At 37.0% G+C, this 19,700-nt stretch carries 21 protein-coding genes and 1 pseudogene; 7 read left to right on the forward strand and 15 right to left on the reverse strand.

The annotated features are described in order from the left end of the window. Positions 1-135 precede the first annotated feature (135 nt). From C1A05_RS07460 to C1A05_RS07470, 3 genes are all read left to right on the forward strand, one after another. Positions 136-1,044: a VanW family protein gene (locus C1A05_RS07460; RefSeq protein WP_102027575.1), complete on the forward strand. Its 909-nt coding sequence runs from the start codon at positions 136-138 to the stop codon at positions 1,042-1,044. A gap of 129 nt (positions 1,045-1,173) precedes the next feature. Further along, the gene (locus C1A05_RS07465) at positions 1,174-1,758 is read left to right on the forward strand and encodes a sigma-70 family RNA polymerase sigma factor (protein ID WP_102027576.1); all 585 of its coding nucleotides are present in this window, start codon (positions 1,174-1,176) and stop codon (positions 1,756-1,758) included. Next, positions 1,751-2,917: a hypothetical protein gene (locus tag C1A05_RS07470; protein ID WP_102027577.1), complete on the forward strand. Its 1,167-nt coding sequence runs from the start codon at positions 1,751-1,753 to the stop codon at positions 2,915-2,917. Before C1A05_RS07465 ends, C1A05_RS07470 begins: the two co-directional genes overlap by 8 nt. Positions 2,918-3,092: 175 nt before the next feature. Here the strand turns inward: C1A05_RS07470 and C1A05_RS07475 are convergent, their stop codons facing one another. Beyond that, positions 3,093-3,815: a ZIP family metal transporter gene (locus C1A05_RS07475; RefSeq protein ID WP_102027578.1), complete on the reverse strand. Its 723-nt coding sequence runs from the start codon at positions 3,813-3,815 to the stop codon at positions 3,093-3,095. A gap of 134 nt (positions 3,816-3,949) precedes the next feature. Here C1A05_RS07475 and msrA point away from each other — a divergent pair, with 134 nt between their 5' ends. After that, positions 3,950-4,486 carry a peptide-methionine (S)-S-oxide reductase MsrA gene (msrA, locus tag C1A05_RS07480; RefSeq protein WP_145997297.1) on the forward strand — a complete coding sequence of 179 codons (537 nt, stop codon included), beginning with the start codon at positions 3,950-3,952 and terminating at the stop codon, positions 4,484-4,486. A gap of 52 nt (positions 4,487-4,538) precedes the next feature. Here the strand turns inward: msrA and C1A05_RS07485 are convergent, their stop codons facing one another. From C1A05_RS07485 to C1A05_RS07505, 5 genes are all read right to left on the reverse strand, one after another. Further along, a complete protein-coding gene (locus tag C1A05_RS07485; RefSeq protein WP_102027579.1) occupies positions 4,539-5,081 on the reverse strand; it encodes a flavodoxin domain-containing protein in 543 nt (180 codons plus the stop codon). Between the two features lie 66 nt (positions 5,082-5,147). Beyond that, positions 5,148-5,549 carry a nucleoside 2-deoxyribosyltransferase gene (locus C1A05_RS07490; RefSeq protein ID WP_102027580.1) on the reverse strand — a complete coding sequence of 134 codons (402 nt, stop codon included), beginning with the start codon at positions 5,547-5,549 and terminating at the stop codon, positions 5,148-5,150. A 238-nt stretch (positions 5,550-5,787) separates the two neighbouring features. Continuing rightward, the gene (locus C1A05_RS07495; RefSeq protein ID WP_102027581.1) at positions 5,788-6,663 is read right to left on the reverse strand and encodes a manganese catalase family protein; all 876 of its coding nucleotides are present in this window, start codon (positions 6,661-6,663) and stop codon (positions 5,788-5,790) included. 120 nt (positions 6,664-6,783) lie between these two features. After that, positions 6,784-8,817: an iron ABC transporter permease gene (locus C1A05_RS07500; protein ID WP_102027582.1), complete on the reverse strand. Its 2,034-nt coding sequence runs from the start codon at positions 8,815-8,817 to the stop codon at positions 6,784-6,786. A 4-nt stretch (positions 8,818-8,821) separates the two neighbouring features. Next, positions 8,822-9,829, reverse strand: a complete 1,008-nt coding sequence (locus C1A05_RS07505; protein WP_102027583.1) for an ABC transporter substrate-binding protein — start codon at positions 9,827-9,829, stop codon at positions 8,822-8,824. A 345-nt stretch (positions 9,830-10,174) separates the two neighbouring features. On the opposite strand from C1A05_RS07505, the gene C1A05_RS07510 reads away from it, so the two are divergent. Both C1A05_RS07510 and C1A05_RS07515 read left to right on the forward strand, forming a co-directional pair. Further along, on the forward strand, positions 10,175-11,014 hold the full coding sequence (locus tag C1A05_RS07510) for a transporter substrate-binding domain-containing protein (protein WP_102027584.1): 840 nt from the start codon (positions 10,175-10,177) through the stop codon (positions 11,012-11,014). A gap of 9 nt (positions 11,015-11,023) precedes the next feature. Further along, positions 11,024-11,701, forward strand: coding sequence for an amino acid ABC transporter permease (locus tag C1A05_RS07515; RefSeq protein WP_102027585.1), 678 nt, complete (start codon positions 11,024-11,026; stop codon positions 11,699-11,701). 23 nt (positions 11,702-11,724) lie between these two features. On the opposite strand, the gene C1A05_RS07520 is transcribed toward C1A05_RS07515, so the two are convergent. Then, positions 11,725-12,561 (reverse strand): patatin-like phospholipase family protein, encoded by an 837-nt coding sequence (locus C1A05_RS07520; RefSeq protein WP_102027586.1) that lies wholly within the window; start codon positions 12,559-12,561, stop codon positions 11,725-11,727. Positions 12,562-12,691: 130 nt separating this feature from the next. Here C1A05_RS07520 and C1A05_RS07525 point away from each other — a divergent pair, with 130 nt between their 5' ends. After that, positions 12,692-13,063: a hypothetical protein gene (locus C1A05_RS07525; protein WP_102027587.1), complete on the forward strand. Its 372-nt coding sequence runs from the start codon at positions 12,692-12,694 to the stop codon at positions 13,061-13,063. A 446-nt stretch (positions 13,064-13,509) separates the two neighbouring features. On the opposite strand, the gene C1A05_RS07530 is transcribed toward C1A05_RS07525, so the two are convergent. The 8 genes and pseudogenes from C1A05_RS07530 to C1A05_RS07555 all read right to left on the reverse strand — a co-directional run bounded on the left by C1A05_RS07530 (position 13,510) and on the right by C1A05_RS07555 (position 19,687). Further along, on the reverse strand, positions 13,510-14,295 hold the full coding sequence (locus C1A05_RS07530) for a Cof-type HAD-IIB family hydrolase (protein ID WP_102027588.1): 786 nt from the start codon (positions 14,293-14,295) through the stop codon (positions 13,510-13,512). Between the two features lie 143 nt (positions 14,296-14,438). After that, positions 14,439-15,251 (reverse strand): thermonuclease family protein, encoded by an 813-nt coding sequence (locus tag C1A05_RS07535; RefSeq protein ID WP_159462020.1) that lies wholly within the window; start codon positions 15,249-15,251, stop codon positions 14,439-14,441. A gap of 64 nt (positions 15,252-15,315) precedes the next feature. Continuing rightward, positions 15,316-15,609: a DUF5658 family protein gene (locus C1A05_RS07540; protein ID WP_102027589.1), complete on the reverse strand. Its 294-nt coding sequence runs from the start codon at positions 15,607-15,609 to the stop codon at positions 15,316-15,318. 199 nt (positions 15,610-15,808) lie between these two features. Next, positions 15,809-16,669, reverse strand: coding sequence for an MBL fold metallo-hydrolase (locus C1A05_RS07545; protein WP_102027590.1), 861 nt, complete (start codon positions 16,667-16,669; stop codon positions 15,809-15,811). Positions 16,670-16,719: 50 nt separating this feature from the next. Further along, positions 16,720-16,866 carry a peptidoglycan-binding domain-containing protein gene (locus C1A05_RS18415; RefSeq protein WP_255398296.1) on the reverse strand — a complete coding sequence of 49 codons (147 nt, stop codon included), beginning with the start codon at positions 16,864-16,866 and terminating at the stop codon, positions 16,720-16,722. Between the two features lie 87 nt (positions 16,867-16,953). Beyond that, a pseudogene (locus C1A05_RS18265) lies at positions 16,954-17,334 on the reverse strand (M23 family metallopeptidase); the annotation flags it as partial. Positions 17,335-17,453: 119 nt separating this feature from the next. After that, positions 17,454-17,588 carry a hypothetical protein gene (locus tag C1A05_RS18420; RefSeq protein ID WP_255398292.1) on the reverse strand — a complete coding sequence of 45 codons (135 nt, stop codon included), beginning with the start codon at positions 17,586-17,588 and terminating at the stop codon, positions 17,454-17,456. A gap of 50 nt (positions 17,589-17,638) precedes the next feature. After that, positions 17,639-19,687, reverse strand: a complete 2,049-nt coding sequence (locus C1A05_RS07555; RefSeq protein ID WP_102027592.1) for a thioredoxin domain-containing protein — start codon at positions 19,685-19,687, stop codon at positions 17,639-17,641. Positions 19,688-19,700: the final 13 nt, after the last annotated feature.

The following is a 19,700-nucleotide window of genomic DNA, read 5'->3' on the forward strand; positions in this document are numbered from 1 at the left end:
TTCCTTTTGAATGAAGTATGGACAATCCCTAATATACGTCTTAGGATGAAATACTAGGTTAACCTCGCGTATAATTCGTTTTTTCCTTACATATTAACAATATATTTACACAAAATACCATTAGGGTGGTGTTTTATGGTACATTTATTCTTTTCACTTTTATTAGTTTGTAGTACTGCTACTTCACCAGAAACAATAGCCATTACCAATGAGGGCAAAATCGTTACCATTATACCGAAAAGTGAATTCCATTCCTCTATATTTGATGAAATCATAGTAGAAGATCAAGCTTATAAAGCCTTCTTAAATAATCTAGAAAATATAATCACAAAACAGCCCAGGAATGCTTACCTGGACAACTATCAAATAAATCCGGGTAAAAATGGATATAAGCTAGATAAATTTGAATTTCAAAGGCAGTTTTTAGCCTATTATTATAAATCTGGTTCGTATCGATTAGAAGCTCCAAAACTTACCCTATATCCAAGAATCGATAGTGAACTACTAGATTCTATACGTCAAAAATCGATTGGCTTATACATAACATATTTCAATTCCCGTAATAATCAACGTTCCCATAATATCCGTTTAGCTGCTGAGGCAATTAACAATCATGTTGTGTTTCCAGGTGAAACATTCTCCTTTAATAACGTAGTTGGAATGCGTACAACGGAAAGAGGATACTTGCCTGCACCAGTAATTGTAAAAGGCGAGCTCACGGAAGGAATTGGTGGAGGGATTTGCCAAGTCTCCTCCACCCTTTTCAATGCTGCAGATCAAGCTGGAATGACGATTGTTCAACGTTATTCCCACAGTAAACAAGTTCCCTATGTACCACCGGGACGGGATGCAACCGTAAGCTGGTATGGACCAGACTTTACCTTTGTTAATCCGTATAATCAGCCTATCCTCATTCAAGCACGTGCCAGTAACGGGAGTATGGTTGTGTCGATTTACTCATCGCCTGAAGTACATGCTAAACCTCGTACAATTCCAGATGCTCCAGAAGAATTACCGAAAGAGATTACTATTGGTTCTAGGTAAATGAATACCTAGAACCATTTTAAGTTCCATTTTTAGTATACTTAAAAAAATACGTAAATTTTGAATCATAAAACAACTTACTTTCGTCTTACTTACTACTGAAACAACATATAAGGAGGTTGTGGCAAAATGGGACATTCTGGAGCAGTTCCCTCACCCTTTGATGAGGAAAGCTTTCGTGTTATTCAATTAGATCGATCAGATGCTTTAGAATATATTATGGATACATATGGAGAAGAAATAAAACGGTTCATCTATACCTATGTCCGTAATTATGCAGATACAGATGATATTACCCAAGAAGTGTTTGTTGCGATACATAATAAAATACATACCTTTCAAGGAAAAGCATCCTTAAGAAGTTGGATTTATTCGATTGCGATAAATAAAAGTAAAGACCATTTAAGACGTTGGCATTCTCGTAATAGTAGATTAAAAGAAAAACTCAAGCGTAATTCCTCTTCCTCTAGCGTTAATGAAATGTCTCCTGAACAGAAACTAATCGACCATAATCAATCGAAGGAATTGTTACAGAAGGTTATGAATTTAACGGTCAAGTATCGGGAAATTATTATTTTATATTATTTTAAAGAGCTTTCCACTATGGAAATAGCAAACGCATTAGAAGTGAATGAAGCAACTGTTCGAACCAGGCTGAAACGAGGTCGAGAAAAATTAAAAGAGCTAGTAGAAAGGAGTGATCGAAATGGATGAGCAACTCAAGGCATTAAAATCAGAATATGAAAAAAGCATCTCTACTACATTTACACAAAAGGAAAAGCAAGATATTTTACAACTTGTAAATAAGAGGAAAACGAATCATTTCTTTATAGCTAATATACCAAGAGTGTTCACTATTTTAGGAACCGTTGCTATTTTTATTATCGGAGTAATGACGATCACGAAACAAATCCCTTTTCTCAACGAGACCGATACTAGTTCATCTTCCGCAAACAAACCAGAAGCAATCGTCACCTATGAAGAAGAGAAATATCATTTTAAAGCAAAAAAAGAATTGGAAAATGAATATAATACTTTTGATCCATTACATGTTCAGGTTGGGGATGTCATCGGTGATATGAAAGTAATCGATGTGGGGCAGTATGACAATCAAACGGTAATAGAATTAGAAGGTAAGCTCACTCTAACTGGGGACATATATAAAGATGGAAGGCTGCAATTTTTACCAAATCAAAGTTCTTCTTTTCGTATACCTATTGCATATGGGGATATCGGAAGAAAAATACACATCCATTTTAATGATAATGAAAAAGCGGAAACCATATTAGGCATTGATGATGGACAGTATCTAAAGGCCGATGTAATTAAAGATACAACCATTGAGGTTCATTCTATCCAATATAAATATTCAAAAGAGGAAACATGGATTGATTTAAGTATTGCTGGGGATTCTGATTCCTCCTCTTTGGATCAATCTTTTCCATCAAAACAATTTGAAACAGACATAGAGTTATCAGAACCCTTACTTGATATTTATGAGCAATATACGATAACTCATGATGATAACCTCCTTACAGATTTACAGCCACTAGATGTATTTCGATTATACTACCATGCACAGCATGTAGACGACCAAGAAACACTGTATGCTCTGTATAAGAAAGGAGAAAATATTGGAATACCAGATAAAGAGACCTTTTTAAATGAACAAGATGAAGTGACGAAAGAAAACGAAAAACAGCTTTACGAGAAATTAAAGGAAGTCAAGCATTTTCGTGAATTATATATATCCAATCACGAAACGGTTATTAATTTTGCATTTTCCAATGAACCAACAAGTGATTTCGGTTTTCGGTTAGTAAAGGATCTTACCACAAATGCATGGAAAGTTGCATGGTTACCGATGCAATAAGACTAGAAAAATACAAGCCGAAAATGAAAGGGAACCCTTCATTTTCGGCTTGTAGTAAATCAATATCTGAAACAGATTCATAAAATTAAGATGAAAACTCTCCATTATTCACATTTGTTTACAACAGGACAGTATTAAGAAATACAACTGTTCGGATTTATCCGAACTCTCCTTCTTAAATAAATGTTAAAACAAGTGACGTTAACAATCCTAATGAAGTAATTAGTCCTACAATTGGACCTCCGTCTTCGTATGCTTCAGGCATCATTGTAGAACTTACCATTGCAACTATTCCACCTGCTGCGAAGGTATTAATAAATGCAAGGATTCTTTCCGATGCTCCGTCTAATAAAACATACCCCAATAAGGAGCACAATGCCGTTAAACCAGATACTATGGTCCAAAGAAATAATATTTTCTTTTTCGAATAATGATCCTGCATTAACCCAATTGTACTAGATAAACCTTCTGGCAAATTACTTATAAAAATTGCAATAACTAAGACGAAGCTTACATTTGCTTCAATCATACTAATCCCAATTACAACTGCTTCCGGTAATGAGTCAATAATGGTTCCGATAAAGATGGCCAATCCAGAATGTCCCTCAGGATTTTGCCTAGAGCGTTTACGTTGACTAGCACCTTTAACCGCTAGCCAAAAGTTAAATAAGGTAAACAGTAATGCTCCACATAAAAAACCAATAGAGGTAGCTTTTAGCCCACCATGTTTTGCAGATTCAAAAAGCATCTCAAAGGTAGCTGCCCCCATTAAAACTCCTGTCCCAAATGACATAACATAAGAAAGAATGTGCTTCTTAATGTTTACGTAGAGACCAAGTATCGCCCCAATAAATAGGGCAGACCCTGCAATTCCACCCCACATTAATGCTAGATGCAATTACTATTCTCCTTTATTTATTTTTTCTTCCTTTTAGGTTTCCTATATATGATTGGAAAAATACAAATTCTTTTTATTGCACTATTTTTAGCACGAATGGTATAATTTTTACACTTCAAAAGAAAGATTGGTGTATGATTGTGAGTTCATTTGAAAAAGCAACATTTGCTGGTGGCTGTTTCTGGTGTATGGTAAAACCATTTGACCAATATGATGGGATTGAAAAGGTAGTATCTGGATATTCTGGAGGTCATGTTGAAAATCCAACGTATGAGCAAGTGAAAACTGGTGAAACAGGTCACTATGAGGTCGTTCAAATCACATTTGATCCAAGCATATTTCCATATGAAAAGTTATTACATATTTTTTGGCAGCAAATTGATCCAACTGACGATGGCGGACAATTTCAGGATCGAGGTAGTCAATATCGTACGGCTGTTTTTTATCATACAGATCAGCAAAAAAGGTTAGCGGAAGAAGCAAGAAAGCATCTTGCAGATAGTGGTAAATTTAAAGATCCTATTGTTACGAAAATACTTCCTGCTGCACCTTTTTACGAAGCAGAAGATTATCATCAAGATTTTTACAAAAAGAGTCCAGAAGAATATCAAGAAGATCGTGCTAAATCTGGGCGAGATGAATTCCTATCCAGCCATTGGAAAACGAAATAACAAGACTCTTAAAAAAGGTAAGCTACAAAAAATAGCTCACCTTTTTTTATGATTAACCATGCAGCTTTATTGCAGTTTCTGCTACTAATTTTCCGTATTCACGTGCGATTTGTAATTCTGATTCCGTTGGTTTATTCATAGGTGCATCTTTCGAAGACTCCACAGGGATGACTGCAGTTGCACCATATGGGTTTCCATACTTTGCACGTTCCTCATTAACAGGTCCAGTATTGGATACAATAATCATTCCATGGTGCTGCATTGGTGTTTGAAGCGAACGAACGATGTTTTCAACACCCCCATGCTGTGTAGAAGTAGTTGCAAATACTCCGCCTACCTTTCCTTGCAGCCCCCCAGTTGCCCATAATTGACCTAACTGAAAAAAGAAATCTGCCATCTTCTTGTTTGGCACACCGAAGACACCAGAACACCCCCAAATGATACCCACTGCATCCTTTAAGTCATCTGGTGCTACATCATCCACTGCCTTATAGACAACCTCTGCATTCTCCACTTGCTTCGCGCCTTCCGCTATTGCACTACCTAGCACTTCGGTATGCCCAAAAATGCTCGCATGTAATACATATATCTTCATAATGGAATCCCTCACTTTTCATGATGTCGAATTTATTTTGTCATGAAAAGTAATGTCTATTCATTTTTAGTGCAGTAATTTACTCTCGTATTTATCAATTTCTAAAATGAAATTCTCAATAAATCCAGCAAATTTATGTACTCCATTTACGTAATAAAAGGTGCATGTATTCGTTATGTCATAAATATCGTGATCTTGCGTATACAGATAGACTCGTTTCCCTAATCCAAGGGCAATACCAAGCTCGACATGACTTCCAACTCCTCCTGGCATTAACATGACAACAAAATCCGCTTCTTTCACACCCTTTATTTCCGCTTCTCCAATCGCCTTTAAATCCTCATAATTTTCCACTCGCTCGTTTTTAGTCCAATCATATGTTAGAACATGACCTTTGTTTTCTAATCGTCGCGCTACGTATCGAACGAGCTCTCGATTTTTTAAACTTGACGCTATATAAAATTTCATCGTCCCATCCGCCTTTTACCAGATTATATTAAACCTTGAACTAATTATCCTTATTCACTGCTACTATTTTTTCTAATTTTATCATATTAGAAAGCTTGTTTAGTACAAATTCTTTAAGTAAAAAAAGGAGTTACCTTAATTAACAATGTTGCTACTTAACATAAATTATCAAGTTTACAATACAAGTTAGCCATATGAAAACCCAACAGTATGAAAACTGTTGGGTTTCTTTCTTACATTATTGTACCGGACCGTCGTTATTCATATTTTGCTTATAATGAGCGTCGTTCGTCCCTGGTGGTAATTGTCCCGGCATTGGTGTTCCATGTATATAGTTTGGTGATGGGTTCAAGCTAGGAATTTGACCCATTGCTTCAGGATTGGATATATACTCAAAGTTCCCTTGACCATCAAAGCTTTCTCCTTTTGCCCATCTTCCCTCCTTACTCTCTTCTCCTTTTGAGAAATTCATAAAGGAATAGGATACTTCTTGCTTCTCTAAATCTTGAGGGAAGGTGCTTGGAACAATTGGTTTCTGCATTTGCTCTAGCTCTTCAATTGCAGCCATCCATTGATTTTGATGCATCGTATCGCGTGCAATTAGGAATGATAACATGTCTTTAACACCTGGGTCATTCGTCTGCTCATACAAACGAACAACTTGAAGACGACCTTGAGACTCCGCGTTTAAATTTGCACGGAAATCTGCTAGTAAATTCCCACTTGAAATTATATACCGAGAATTCCATGGATAGCCCACGCTATCTGTCGGAGTTGCCCCAAGACCCGATACAATTAAATGCTGTGGATTTTGACCACCCAACACTGCTTCAACGAGTGGGTCTTTTGCCGCCTCCTCCTGTTCCTTCGCAGGTGCCCCATCTAATAGCTGTGCAATCATTTCTACATGAGCAATCTCTTCCGTACCAATATCTAATAACATGTCACGATATTTTTGCTCGGCACGACAGTTAAATCCTTGAAATAAGTATTGCATCATGACCGAAATCTCACCAAATTGTCCACCAAGAATTTCTTGCAGTTTTTTAGCATATACAGGATCTGGACGCTCTGGCTTTGCATTATACTGCAATTCTTTTATGTGATAAAACAAGTCATCTTCCTCCTTAATATTATGAATATATATATTTTGCACGAATGATTGATAATTATTCTCAAATAACAACTCGGATTACAATGAAAAAAGCCAATCCCAAAATGGAATTGGCTACGTTTATTTTATTACTTTATTAGTTCGATGCATTAACCATAAAAAGTATGGCGTACCGATTAATGCAACCAAAACACCGGATGGTATCTCTTTTGGAACGAGCAACGTTCTACTCAAAATATCAGCTATCGTTAAAAAGATCGCACCTAAAATCGCTGTTAAAGGTAACAACTGTTTGTTATTCGGACCAATTAACATCCTTGCTAAATGCGGTGCAATTAAACCAACAAATCCTATTGTACCGACTGTTGCAACGGCAGACGCAGCGAGAATTGTGGCCAAAGCAGCGAGTTGAAACCGAGTTCTTTTAATCGTTAAACCTAAACCAGCTGCAGCTTCATCACCTAAAGATAGAACATCTAGCTTTTTAATATGAATATATAATATTGGTAAAATGATAAGTATTGGTACTAGTAAATATTGAAAGAGTTCCGCCCAACCACGTGCATACGTTGAACCAGATAGCCAAGTTAAAGCAGAAGCAACACCTAATTGCGCTTCCACTACAATAATTTGAATAATAGCAGAACCAAAAGCGGATATCCCGATTCCGAGTAACGCTACAATCGAGGGCTGAAAGTTCGAACGTAGTGATAAAAACATAATTATTAAAAAGGAAAGCAAAGCTCCAATAAAGGCACCGATTGGAATAAACAACGCTGGTAAACTGAATAGATATAGGCTTAACATTGCACCTACACCTGCACCAGAAGTAATTCCAATGACAGATGGATCAGCTAATGGATTGCGTAATATTCCTTGTAATACGAGGCCGCTAATTGCTAAAGCTGCACCACTTATGGCTGCTACAAGAATTCTTGGAAGTCGTAGGTCTAAAATTAAATTCTGCATAAATTCGTTTGTATCACCAAGTAATGCAGAAATAGACAGAGATAATTCAATACCATAATTTCCAGTAGAAATACCAAGTAAAATAGTTAAAAGTAAGAGAAGAAAGAGCATTGGAAATAGTACTTTCATCGAAATCGGAAATGCTATTTTTCCTGCTGAAATACCAGAGCTTTTTTCAATACTCGATTTCGCCTGTTTTCTTAAAACTAGTATAATTAACCAAGGTGCACCAATTAGCGCTGTAATAGCACCTACCGGTAATTCCGAGAAAGAATCATCAATAAATCGTGCTAACACATCGGCCCCTACTAACACATTAGCTCCCCATATAAACGCAGCTGGCGTAAGAAGTATATGGGTTTGATAGCCAATTAGCTTCACTAAATGGGGAGCAATTAATCCAACAAATCCGATTGGACCAACGATACTAACTGTAACAGCGGTTAAGAATACTGAACTGAGAAGGGATACGATTTTAACCCGATTGACGTTTTGACCTAACGAGGTAGAAACCTCATCCCCAAGTCGTAAGATATCAAGTTTTTTCGACATAAACAGTAAAATAACCAGACCAACAACAATTAAAGGAAATGCAAATTGCACTCCAGACCAATTGTTTTGCACAAGGGAGCCTGCCCCCCATAAAAACAGCCCACTCGTCTCGTATTCATAAAAAATTTGCAGTACCGAGGTAAAAGAGGAAAACATGATACTCACAACCATACCAGCTAACACCATTTTAACTGGTGTAGAGGATTTTGTTCCCCCTGATATTCCTAACACTAGGAAAGCAGTTATCAAACCGCCAATAAAAGCTACAAATAGACCATTTGCACCTAATGCCTGCGGGAAGAAGACGGTTGCAAAAACCACCGCAAAAAAAGTACCCGAATGAATTCCTAATGTGCTTGCTGAAGCCAGTGGATTTTTCGTGATCGTCTGCAAGATAACCCCCGAAACTGCTAAAGCACCACCAGCTAAAATGCCCATCACCACCCTCGGTAACCTTAAATATCGAACGGTATGGTGTTCTAACGTGTCCTCTGGGGCAAATATGGCATCCACAATTGTCTCAAGCGGAATTGTCACATTCCCTTGGTTAATATGTAATAATATCAAAACAAACAAAAGTGCGGTTCCACCTCCAAAGGTAAGAACCGCTTTTATCCAATTATTAGCTAACAAAAGATCACTTCTCTTCTAATATCACGTCACGAATTTGATTTGCAAACGTTATTGCAGATAATGGACCACCAAAAGTCCAAGTATTACCTGGCAATTGATACAATCGATCGTTTTTAACAAAATCTAAGTTTTCCCATGCTGGATTTCCTTTTAACTGATTTTCAAATACATTATCCTCCTCCTGAACAATGTAAAAGAAATGAGCATCCTGGAAATTCTGCAATGCTTCTATATCTGTTTGTTTATAGCCATATAGCTCCCAATCTGTTTCTTTATAAGCATTAGAGAGCCCTAGCTTTTCCATAATGATGGTTGCCATTCCATTATCCGTAAATAAGCGGATTGTTGGCGTATTTTGACTGCTGTAGGCTTGTGTTAATACGAATGGAATATTTTCCAAACCAGCATCCGCAATCTCAGATGATGAATCTGCAAAAGCGGTTTCCATTTGCGCTAACACTTCCTCTGCTTTATCTTCTTTATCCATTACTTTTGCGATTTTGGTAAAGGTATCAATCATTTCTTCGTATTGATTCCCCTTCCCTTCCTCTGGATAAGGGTTAAATGCAAGTGTTGGAGCAATTGAATTTAAATCATCCATAATAGCATCGTGACGGAAGCTTGCCGTAATAATAAGATCCGGATTTAATCTAGAAATTGCCTCTAGATTGGGCTCTTGACGAGTACCCACATCTTCTACTTCCTCTGAAAGCTCAGCATCAATATTTACCCAAGCTTTGTACCCTTCGATATCCGCCATTCCAACCGGTTGTACACCTAGTGCCAATAGGTCTTCTGCATACACCCATTCTAACACAACTACACGCTTAGGCGTACCCTCAATCGTTTGTTCACCGTATACATCCTCTATTGTAATCGCGTTGTTATTTTCTGTTTCCGATTTTTCATTTTCAGCTGTTTGGGAATCATTTGTTGAATCATCCTTCGAATCCCCACACGCAGCTACAAACACAAGTAATAAAGTAAATGAAAGCAAAAGCCATTTTTTCATATCATTACCTCCTCGATATATATGTATAATTTAGATTTAGCATTTCCTAACGAACACACGCTATTCCAAGATTGTATGTGGTCCTTCGAATACCCACATATAAATGATAAAGATTCTCAATTATCTCCATATCCATCATAAAGTCATACAAACAAGCTGTCAACGATAAATTTACCTAATCCTACTTATTGTAATAGCCTCTCAGAATGAAAAGAAGATGGAGATTTTCATTAAAATAGATAATTTTATTAATGTAAAGGTGGATTCTAACATTTTCGAATTGAAACATTTTTAGAAGATTGATATTGTTAATAGGGTCTATTTATAAAAAAAGGAGAGTACAACATGAAAAAACGATTAAGCTTATTTTTCGTATTGGTTATTTTTTTAGTAGCTTGTAATGGAAAAGAGGATCAAGGGTCCAACACATTGTGGGATGAGATTGAAGAACAAGGTGAAATTGTTGTAGGAACTTCAGGTACGTTATTCCCTACTTCCTATTACCCAGAGGATTCGGATGAGTTAACTGGCTATGATGTTGAAGTTATGAAGGAAATTGGCAAGCGTTTAAATCTAGAAGTTACATTTCAACAAATCGGGTTTGAAGGATTATTTGCTGCCATTAATAGTGGACGAATTGACATTGCGATAAATGATTTGGGTATTACCGAAGAACGGAAAGAGTCTTTTGCTTTTTCGGATCCATATAAATATTCGTTTACAACGATGATTGTCCGAAAAGATGATCTATCTGATATTAAGACACTTAAGGATTTAGAAGGAAAAAAAGCTGGAGGCGCAGCAAATACGACATATAGTCAAATCGCTGAACATTTCGGTGCCGAAGTTGTTACATATGGAAATGCAACCAATGATGCTTATTTACGAGATGTAGACAATGGTCGAACGGATACGGTCATTAATGACTATTACTTACAATCGCTAGCATTAACAGCTTTCCCGGACTTAAATATTACAATCCATCCGGACTTAAAATTCAATCCTACTAAACAAGGAATAGCGATGCCACTTGAAGCAACTACACTTCAAGAGAAAATCAATTCGGTGCTACAAGAAATGCGAGAAGATGGTACACTTACTAAGCTTTCCAAGCAATTCTTTGGTGGCCAAGATGCTTCTGCTGAACCTGAAGGAATTCAAGAAATTGAAGGTTTAACCTTTTAAGGATAAACAATGAACATACAGTGGGAAAAATTATTCAATCCAGAATTAGCTCTTGAAAGCTTACCGTTTGTTTTAGAAGGGTTACCCATGACGATTGCCGTCTCCTTTGTAAGCATGGGACTAGGACTTATACTTGGACTATTTCTAGCATTAGGTAGAGGATCCGATTCCATTTTGCTAAGATGGCCGTCTCGAATCTATATCTCTTTCATGCGCGGAACACCTATTTTAGTATTTTTATTTATTTTATATTATGGGTTTCCACTTATTGGTTGGACGTTGAATGCCTATACAGCGGCCGTATTGGGATTTGGATTAAATAGTGCGGCATATATTGCGGAGGTAAATCGTTCTGCTTTAAACAGTGTGCCAAAAGGACAGTGGGAAGCCTCTCAGGCATTGGGATTCTCATATTGGAGAACACTAAGAATGATTATATTACCCCAGGCGGCCCGAATTGCAATGCCCCCTTTAACAAACGTCTTTTTAGACATTGTAAAGGCAACATCCTTAGCTGCTGTTATTACCGTTCCGGAAATGTTCCAAAAGGCGCAAATTGTAGCTGGTCGAACCTTTGATTCTATGACCTTATATATATTGGTTGCACTTATCTATTGGCCATTATGTATTCTTATAGCCGCTTTCCAAGAAAGATTAGAACGGAAATATGACTATTATCGAAAATGAGAGATCCCTATGGTCTCTCATTTTTATTTATCTGCCACGGTTAAAATGTTTGCCATTTCTTTAAACGCAAATTGATACCCTAATTCGATACATTGAGCAATCTTATCATATTCAAATAATCCTACATTCCCAACAACTGGGTAAAGATTAAGATCCGCTTCTTGCTTTTCCTCCTCCATTTGGTTTTCTAATGTTAGAGACATAGAACGATTTAAGATGACTGAGATATCATGATACGGATCGTCCTCTTTAAAGTAGGTTAATGGATCAATACGTATCACTTTATTTGCTCCTAATTCACGTACTAAATGAACCGGACAATTATCAACAAGCCCCCCATCCACTAATACATAATCCTTCCAGCGAACAGGCTTATACATAACCGGTATTGCACTGCTAGCTCGAATCGCCTTACAAATTGGAATCTCCTTCTCAATCAGAAGATTTGGACTAGAAGGGTCTACATTTGTAAAGACTACTGGTTTTCCCTTCCTTAAGTCCGTTGCCATTAATCCACAGGGAATCTGAAAAGATGAAACCGATTCTGTTCCAACTAAACGTTTAATTAACGATTCGAGTCGGTCCCCTTTCACACAACCATCAACGTTTTTGCGCAAGAAACAAAAACGACGTAACACTCCATACCAATTGACATCTATATGTTTTTGCCCAAATGAGAGCAGTGCATATTTTATGTCTTCAACGGAATAACCATAGGCATACAATCCAGCAATGATTGCTCCAGAGCTTGTTCCAGCAATATGAGAGATTTCAATATGATGTTCTTCTAAAGCTTGCAGCACTCCAATGGCGGCAAACTTTGGTACTGCACCTCCTGCAAGGGCGATTCCTATTGCCATTTTCACAGCTCCATTTATCTTTTTATTTTCATTTTAGACGAAGTTCTTCTAAAACATTCTTTTTCCGATGATTTATGAATCCATCAAAAGTTGGTTATTCTAATAGTAAATATAGTTAGGAGGTTCAAAAATGGATTCTTTTTTGGACAATATTAAAAACTGGACAAGAGATAAAACAGAACACGTAAAAGAAACGATACATAACCTAACGACAACAACGAGTATTTCCATAGATGATTTAGCTACCATCATCTTGCTTCATCCTCATACGCAATATGAGAAAAAGGAATACTTAGGATTAATCTTTAACGAATGTACACTTAGTATAGACACCTATGAATACTATTTGGAAACAAAAGGGGATAAGCATGAACATATTTTAGAGCTGACAGTTAAGGAAGGGAATGAAGTGCTTTCCTCTTATCATTCCTATAAAGACAAAAAACATAAAATGAAGGTTCCAGAAAGCATTATGAAAATTAATGACATACAGATTCATTAATAAAGAGGATTAGATAATTCGAAAACACTTACTTTTTTACGATAGCGATGTTTGGGATATATTAACTTTATTCACATTTTAAGTAAACGCTACGTAGTTCTACTAGCATAAAATGGGTGGGTTGAAAAGAGCTTTGCACATTTATGTTTTATTAAAAGAGAAATATAAGGAGAAATACCAAAAATCGGTAAAAACTCGTCATTCTATCAAGATTATTCGTCATCTCTAAAATTTTACACGTCTGTTTCACGTACTTATTCGCCTAAATCCTGAATACGCGTCTATTGGCTAATTTATTCTTCAATCAAGGCAATTTACTCGTCTATTATCTAAAATACGAGTCTGCCTGAAAAATACTCGTCCATAAGCAAGATTTACGAGTCCAAACTTTAATAATACAAGCCGAAACCAGAAAATACTCGTCTGTTTTCGGCTTGTAAAATTACCTATTTTAACAATCCAACCATTTTTAAACCGTGAAGGATACCATCTTCCTCAACGGATTTTGTAACATGCTTGGCAGCCCTTTTTGCTTCTTCTACACCGTTCCCCATTGCCACACTATGATAAATCTCCGATAGCATTTCAATGTCATTTAGCCCATCACCAAAGGCATAAACACGTTCGTTTGGAATTTCCAGCTTTGCAACTACTCTTTGGATTCCGTTCGCCTTGGAGCCACCACTAGGTAAAATATCTGTTGAATAAGGGTGCCAACGAACAAAATCGAAATCCTGGAATTGTTCCACATAATAGTCTTCTTCTTCTTTCAAACAAAACAACAGAGCCTGATAGAGTTCTCGGTCTTCATAATAGCTTGGGTCATGTGTAGGGAAACGACCAATTTTCAACGTCTCTATACTTTCAGTAATGTATTGATGCTCTGGTACATTCGCTTTCATATCTTCATGATCCATGTAAACGACTGGATGGTTTCTCTCTACAGCTGTTTCCGTTAATTTTATGATAGAATTACGGTTTAAAGGATTTTTATATACTACTTCCCCATTCACAACAACATATTGTCCATTATAGCTTACATATGTATCAATCCCTAATTCTTCTCGCAGCTCCTCAAACATAAAAGGGGCTCTACCTGTTGCAATCGCTACTTCATGTCCAAGTTCTTTCAATTGCAGTACGGCATTTTTGGTGGAGATGGGCAGTTCTTTTTTGTGATTATAAAGTGTTCCATCAATATCAAAAAATACAATGCTACGATTTGGTGTCATAATAATCTCCTTTGTCATGTATATTCTTTTTCTTTTACTATTTACATTCTGCATCTAATATAACATAAGTTTTAAAGATTATTGCAGATGGGAAGCACTTGATTGAACGAGAGACAAAATCCATTAATCCTATCAAATGCTTTTTATTTTTGTGCTTTTCGATATCCTGCTTCTTCTGCAGCAGTTTCTGTTTTAAAACACATTTCTGCCTTTGTTCTATTATAATAAGATCCTTCTGGCACATGATAAATAAAATCGCCACTTGATGAATCATTCCCCTTAATATAGCCATTACAGTCACCATTGGCATCTGGTTCAAATGCATCCTTTGTCGGAATAGGGTTATCTACACTTTGTTCTGTTTCTAATGCTTCCGTATGATATCCATCTTCTTGTGCATAGTTTTCAACACTCCAAATTCCCACTCCATTTGCTTGTGCTTCTTTTTGGATCTCATAGTAGTCGTCCACATATTTCGTATTCGGCTCATAAATATACGCCACTCTGGCTAAGCCATTTTTTAATAGTTCCTCTTGCACAGACTTTCCATCTGCTGTGTACACATACATTAATAATCGACCGTATTTATCTCGCTCACTTATATCCTTTTCAAGTAAAACCGTTTTTCCTGATAATAGTTTTTTCGTAAACGCTTTTGCATCTTCCCCAAATGGCTGTTTTCCTAATTGTGGATGAGATGTTTCTGGTGTATCCACGAGTAAAAAGCGTACAGATTCTTCTTGACCATTGAACTCCACTTTGATTGTGTCTCCATCAATGACATAAAGAAGAGGCACTTCCATTAATCCCGCTTTATTAAGCGTTTCTTGATAATCATTACTCGCTGTTGTTTCTTTTACACTTTGTTGCTTATGTTCAATAGATGGTACTGTTGTTCCCCCACAAGCTGATAAAAACAACACGACACCCAGTAGAAGTAGGGTTAGATGTTTCAATTCATAAACCTCCAAAAATTTATTTCCATTATTATTATAGTGGAAATGTATTGTTGAAACTACATTAAACGATTTGGACTAACCATACACCATGCATTACCAATACACTTACATATAGTCCAATTGCAGTGCCAGTAAGTACTCTCCAGCTCTTTAACGTAGGGTTAGTTAAGTAATGCGCACAATAAATCAAAAGTAAAGAAAGAGATATTTTAACTCCAATAAATACAAAAGGATGTAACTTCCACAAGCCACTCATAAATGGATTTACTTCTTCTATTATATGAAACTGTAATCCTATCGTGGTTAACACTAAATCCAATACATTCAATAAAGCAATTAAATAAAGGACAAACACATTTAACACCCCATTTTTATTTCAGTATGGCTAGGTTAAATATGAGTAAACCTATTCCCTTAAATATATGTAATCCTTTTCCAAATATATATCGTTTCAAATAACATTGGACACAAGATTAGGGCAATGTTCCTCTTTCGTGCGTAACTTTCCCAAAACAAAAAACAGACCTACATGAAGGTAAGTCTGTTCCATAGGATTAATGTTCCCTTCTATCCACATATCGTCCAAAATCTGGTACCGCTATTTCTTGAAAATGATTCACTAAGTTCGCCAAGCTATCGGTTAACACATCCCCTGCCATTGGAATACCATGCCCAGTTACCGCAACAGCTGGTTTTAACGCTGCTAATTTCTTTACCGATTCCCAAGCTTCCTTCCAATCCGTTGTTAAATACCTTGGTGGACCACTTATCTCTTGTTCTTGCACCAAGACTTTGTATAAGTATTCTTGTTTCACCGTAACAAAGGCATCCCCAACAATTAACGCACGGTCACGCTCACGGAAGAAGGAAACATGACCCGGAGAATGTCCAGGTGTATGGATCCATTTCCATTCAGGCAAATTCGGGACAGTCCCATCCGCAGGTAAAGGTTTAACATGGTCACCTAATTGTATTGCCTCATTCGGAAAATAGGGAGACATTTTGGCAACCATTCCGCCTTCTACCGTTGGATCTGGCTCTGGATAGCTTTTTTTACCTGTTAAGAAAGGGAGTTCCTTTTCATGAGCATAGACAGGAACGTCCCAATGCTCAATTAAATCAATAATCGCACCGACATGATCAAAATGACCATGGGTTAAAAGAATTTCATTTGGTCGAGCATTAGGACCAAATCGCTTTTCAACCTCCTTCAAAATATCATCTGCTGACCTCGGCATTCCTGCATCCACTAATGTCCATTGCTCCGAATTGTCCGGATCTCCGATAAAGCAAACATTTACGACTTGAATGGGATAGCAATAGATATCTGAAGTAACTGCTTGTCCAATACCACTCATAATCGAGGTAACCGGAATAAAATGATGATCTTCACTATATTGCATATCGTCAGCCATATGTACAAGCCTCCTTTTTGTTGTTATATTTTCCTATCGTAGTAAAATTATTAAAACAGTACTTCCCATGTTAAAGGACCTACAATTCCATCCACGGTTAGTCCGTGTCTTCTTTGATAATTCTTTACTGCACTTTCTGTAATTGGGCCAAAAATACCATCTACTGTTACGTTTACGGCACGCTGAATTCGCTCCACATCTTTGCCACGGCTTCCTAATTTAATCAACTGATCTGGATAGGGTACAATAGACTTCCTATTTTCAACAGCATTTTTTTCATCCCGAATCCATTTTATTGGATCGACTGCATTTGACTTCTTCACATTCCATAAACCTTTATGAATTTCAAAATGTAAGTGCTGGCCAGTCGAATTACCTGTGTTCCCCATGTATCCAATTACTTGACCCTGTTGCACAATTTGATTTTCTTCAACTATACGTTTTTTTAAATGTGCGTAAACCGTTTCATAAAGGGCACCATTTAATTGATGTGCAATGAATAGAACATTTCCATAACTAGAGGAATAATACGACTTATGAACAACACCTCTTTCGGATGCTACTACAGGAACGTTCCCTCCTTTCGCAATATCAATGCCATGATGATTTGGACGTGACGCAGTTCGAAATCCACTTGTAATCGTTCCATTAGCTGGTTTCATAAAACTCATTTTCACTTCCCCTTTCGATAAATTCCTTTCACCTTTATAATCGATCGAAAGAGGATAAAAGTGTCTATAAAAGTAAAAAACAGGGCATTCTTTACGGAATGCCCTGTTGCAGCTTATTCTTCTACTAATTCGGCTATTTTACTAACAATCCATCTTTTTGCTAGCTCTTCATCGATTTCATAAATTTTATCTTTGCGTAATAGCTTTCCATGATAGGTAGTTTGTACATTCATTTTAACTTTAACCATTTTCGTACCCCTTCTTCACTAATCTAGTCTAACCCCTATCATATCAAATTTTAGTCATTTATTATACTTTTTAACGCTTCTTCTATATCGGTCGTAGGCTGTTTGCAAGCAAAATTTTCACATACATATACAGTTGTTTTCTTATCAATTTGTTTATATTGGGAAGCATAAGGTGCAACTTTTTCTAAATCTTCAGGTTGATCAGCAACTAAAAGTGTTACATTTGGCAGATAAGAATCGTTTATCTGCTTTATTATTTCGCTAGAATCTCCTAATATGACGACCTCTTTAGTAGAAAACTCCGTCAACAGTATACTTTGAACAAAGAAGGAACTAGCCGATGCTTGGCGTTGAATGTCATCGAAGAACGTATAATACATTTCCTCTAGACGTTCTAAATAAATTGGCTCCCCTGTAAGAAAGCCTACCTTCGCCAACATAACCGCGGCTACACTATTCCCTGATGGTAGTGCCCCATCATATATTTCCTTATCCTGGGCTATTAATTGCTCGCTATCCCTTCCGTTAAAAAAGAACCCACCATTTTCGGAATCCCAAAATAGCTCGATCATATTTTGTAACAGGTCTCTTCCTTTTTCAATATACCGAATATTTAAAGTTGCTTCATATAGCTCCACGTACGCCCATACAAAATAGGCATAATCATCGAGGTAGGCTTTATATTTCGTCTCGCCTTCTCGATATCGAGCCATCAAACGCCCATCAACAACTAATGTCTTTTCGATAAAGTCCAGTGCCTGCTCAGCTATATCGATATAGGAATTTTCTTGAAAGGTCTTGCCTGCCTTTGCTAAAGCAGCGATAACCATTGCATTCCATGCGGCTAAAACTTTATCATCTACATGTGGGTAAACTCGTTTTTCCCTTTCCTCTAATAGTTTTTGCCTTGCCAATTCAAGCCTTCCTTCAAGCTCCGAAACTTCCATTCGATGAGCTTCAGCTATTGATGGAATGCTTCGACCAATTAAGTTTGGAATATTTTTTCCTTCAAAATTACCATAGGGCGTAATTCCATACGTTGTAGCATACCACTCCCCGGACTCTTCTCCAAGAATGTCATATATCTCTTCATTATCCCATACGTAATATTTCCCTTCTTTCCCTTCCGAATCTGCATCAATAGCAGAATAAAATGCCCCATCTTCACTTTTCATTTCTCGATTTAAAAAGATTATAATCTGCTCTGCAATTTGTTTATAATAAGGATTTTTTGTAATTTGGTAACATTCCGTATATACCATTAAGAGTAAGGCATTATCGTAAAGCATTTTCTCAAAATGCGGGATAAGCCATTTCTCATCCGTAGAATACCGCGCAAAACCAAACCCTATATGGTCATAAATACCGCCATCAGCCATATGTTTCAGGGTGCCCTCTACCATCTGTAAAGCAGCTGTTTTACCTGTGAAATGGTAATATTTTAATAAAAATAGTAAGTTTTGTGGTTGCGGAAACTTTGGAGCATCTCCAAAGCCACCGTATGTATAATCATAATCCTTCCCCAGTTGATAAAAGGCTTGATCTGCTATTTCTTTTGTTAGACGATGGTTACTCTTTGATTGAATTGTCTTCTCTAATGCTTCTCTTACACTTTCCGTCACTTCTGCGATATGGTCTGGATCTTGTATGAATCTTTTATGTAGCTGAGTCAACACTTCAATCAACCCAGGACGTCCATATTTGCTTTCTTTCGGGAAATAGGTGCCCGCATAAAATGGAATCTTGTTCGGGGTCATAAAAATAGTTAATGGCCATCCCCCATGACCGGCCATCATTTGACAAATTTTCATGTAAATCGAATCTATATCTGGTCTTTCTTCACGGTCTACTTTGATCGCTATGTATTTTTCATTCAGAAGATTAGCAACCTCTTCGTCCTCAAAAGACTCATGAGCCATCACATGACACCAGTGGCAAGTAGAATACCCAATGGATAAAAAAATGGGTTTGTTTTCTTTTTCTACCTTTTGAAAGGCTTCTTCACCCCACGAATACCAATTCACTGGGTTGTACGCGTGCTGTAATAAATAAGGAGATTTTTCATCAACTAACTGATTTGGTTTCTTGTTATTGGACATCAAAAACCCTCTC

The organism is Salirhabdus sp. Marseille-P4669 (assembly GCF_900240405.1).
Taxonomy (GTDB): Bacteria; Bacillota; Bacilli; order Bacillales; family Alkalibacillaceae; genus OEQK01.